The organism is Sulfolobus sp. B1, from assembly GCF_007050195.1.
Taxonomy (GTDB): domain Archaea; phylum Thermoproteota; class Thermoprotei_A; order Sulfolobales; family Sulfolobaceae; genus Saccharolobus.
The window spans coordinates 1-2,901 of sequence record NZ_QIMI01000169.1 but is presented as its reverse complement, the minus strand read 5'-3'; the positions used below and the strand labels follow the sequence as shown (position 1 = coordinate 2,901).

Below are 2,901 nucleotides of genomic sequence, written 5' to 3'. Positions count from 1 at the left end.
TATCATCATGAATTATGCTGAGATATCTGGAAGCTATCTCGTACGCCAATATGAAGAGGGAAGACGAAACTCTTTTTGACAAGTTATCAGCTAATTCTATATATGTAGGAATTAGCCTCTCAGAGATCCTAGATATTATGTAAGGAGTATAATTCTCTAGGGCATCAATTCTTATACTTTCTATCCTAAAGAATGATGTCATACCTACTAGGTTTTTAACTATTAGGTAATATACATATCTATCGGGCGCGTTAGATATTATCTGGGAACTAAAGGTTAATTTAATTGGACCAACGAGACAATAAGGCTTATCCTTGCATAACTTTAGATCTATTAGCTTTAGAATATCTGGATCTTTCTGTCCTTTTACGTCTTTATTGAGTATCCTAGAAATTGCTTCTATCTTACCTAGCTTGTACGAGTTTTCCAGTCTCTTAACCACTCCTATTATGTTATCTTTTAACAGACTTATTCTATCTTCTACGAGTTTAGCGTAAGCCTTTTGATGACTATATCTAGAAGAGTTGCTTAAATTTATAGTACTTAGCTCTAAAGGGGTAGGGTATAGTGGTCCATCTAGAACTACTAAATCATGGCTATTAATTGTCTCTTTTAGCATTAAGTTCTCTGATTCTACCCTTAATTCATCAGCCATGTCATCTATTTTATAATCTTCACCAAAATATTCATTAACGAAGTTTTTAATCCTTATTCCAGCCTCATTTTGAAAGTTGACTAAAATGTCCTTATAAGTACTTATCCCTAAGAAGGGTGTTAATACGTTGTAAGGACCTAACTTCTTACCTTTAACGTTACTATATGAAGCTGCACCGACCAAAACCATATTGATTGATGCGTCTCTCAAGTATCTACTCGAGGAGTCTATTGACGCTATTCTATAGTCCTTATTCTGAGGACGTCTAAGAATTTTTATGGGATCTTTTTCATCAAGTAATTCTACACCAGTTTCAAAATCTACAGCCTCAACTACGTTAGGGTAATTGTCAATAGGAGGTAAGTTTAATTTAGCTTTGCTCAATTTTAGCACTACACTCTGCAGTTTTTTCTTTAATTCGTATTGAGATAGCATTATATATATTTTGAGTGCAGAATATAAAAAAATAACTTATCTAGACAATAAAATGCTAGGTATGCTAGTAGGAGTAATATTGACTATTAGGAGAGTAGGTTTTTTATATGAAGACCTAATAGCTTCATCTACTCGTTCTTTTAAGTCACTTTTATTATCAGCTTTAAACACTTCTACACCGATGCCCTCGGCAACCTTAGCATAATCAATTGAAAAGACATTAGTTGCAAAAGTTTTACCAAATCTCATAGTTTGATTCATTCTTAGGAAGTGTTGCACACCATCCTTAACTAAGACAGTCAAAAAGTTGATGTTATTTTCAACTGCTGTAATCAGCTCATTAAAGCATGATTGGAAGCCTAAATCACCTATTATAGCAACTACTTGCCTATCTGGTGAAGCAATTTTGGCACCTATAGAGGCAGGAATAGCTGAGCCCATGGCGTTAAATATGAGAGAATTAAAGTATGAATTCGGCTTATATACTTTAATCATCATAGCCATGACTTGATTAGTTCCAGCATCAGTTATTATTATTCTATCTTCACTTAGTTCCGAATCCAAAACTTTAGCCAAATCATCGTGGGTAATGTTATCAGTTGAGCTTTCATGATATACCTTAATTTTTTCCTTATCAACACTCCACTTGGGAAATCTAACTCTTTCTAGGATCTCCTCTAAAAAGGCTTCAGCACTAGCTTTTATCTTAAGGATAGCTTTGTAAGAGTTGTCAAACTCGTTTACATCTACGTCAACATGAATTATTTTCTGGGGTAATTTCACGCTCCATCTATGGGTTTCTAAGTCATTAAATGAAGTCCCTAAAGCTATCAGACAGTCTCCGGGAATTTCTTTTACCTCAAAAATAGTCCCAGCGAACAAAGGATGATTTTCAGGGATACTTCCCTTGCCTCTTATAGTGGTGAATACTGGTATGCTAAACTCCTCTATATACTTTAAAAGACTAGATCTAGATGCTCCATATCCTAATAATAAGACTGGTCTGGAACACGAATTCAAGATGTCAATAGCTTCTTTAATTTCTTCTTTTGATGGTCTAACTAGTGTTCTATTTACCTTATTGAACTTAGTCCACTCTATCTCACTATTTTCCTCTAGTACGTCTACTGGTACTTCCACGTAAACTGGTCCCATCTTATCTTCCAAGGCTATTCTAAACGCTTTTTCTACAACTCGAGGTACGTCGTTGGGTGAGTATATTCTGAACGTGGCTTTAGTTATTTGTTTAGCCATTTCGATTTGGGCGTCGAAGTAACCCATATCATGAAGTTGTCTCCTATCTCTGAACTTAAATTCTTTATTTAGAGAAATTAACACTAGTGGAGAACCCTCAGAGTATGCCTCAGCTAGACCGGTTAGAGAGTTGGTGAAGCCTGGACCGTTTACGGAAAGGAACACTCCAACATTCCCTTTAACTCTAGCATAATAGTCAGCCATAATGCTGCCTCCATACTCTAACCTAGGCATATAGAATTTGAGCTCCTTCTTTTCCACCTTCTTCCTTATACCTTCATATAGAGAGAGACCGTGAGTACCGGGTATTCCAAATATGTCTTCTACTTGGGTTGAGATTGCTTCTACGAGAAGTTCCCCAGTATTCATAAATCTATATATGAAAGGACCATAATAACCATTACGTCAAAGAACACTATGATGAAAAATGTATCATGGACCAAGGTCATTATCTTTCAACTGAAGGAAAGTATTTTCAACTTCATATTACAATTAATAGTAGTTATGTCGTTACCAATTTACGTCCTCATAATCATTGGAATCACAGTAGGTGCTCT

Annotated in this window: 2 protein-coding genes; both read right to left on the bottom strand. The window is 35.5% G+C overall.

Translation table 11 applies throughout. From position 1 onward, the window contains the following. On the bottom strand, positions 1-1,090 hold a 1,090-nt coding region (locus tag DMP16_RS08950; protein ID WP_143577121.1), incomplete at its 3' end, for a DNA double-strand break repair nuclease NurA. Between the two features lie 36 nt (positions 1,091-1,126). Continuing rightward, positions 1,127-2,713, bottom strand: a complete 1,587-nt coding sequence (locus tag DMP16_RS08945) for a thiamine pyrophosphate-binding protein (protein WP_069282771.1) — start codon at positions 2,711-2,713, stop codon at positions 1,127-1,129. Between the last annotated feature and the right edge of the window lie 188 nt (positions 2,714-2,901).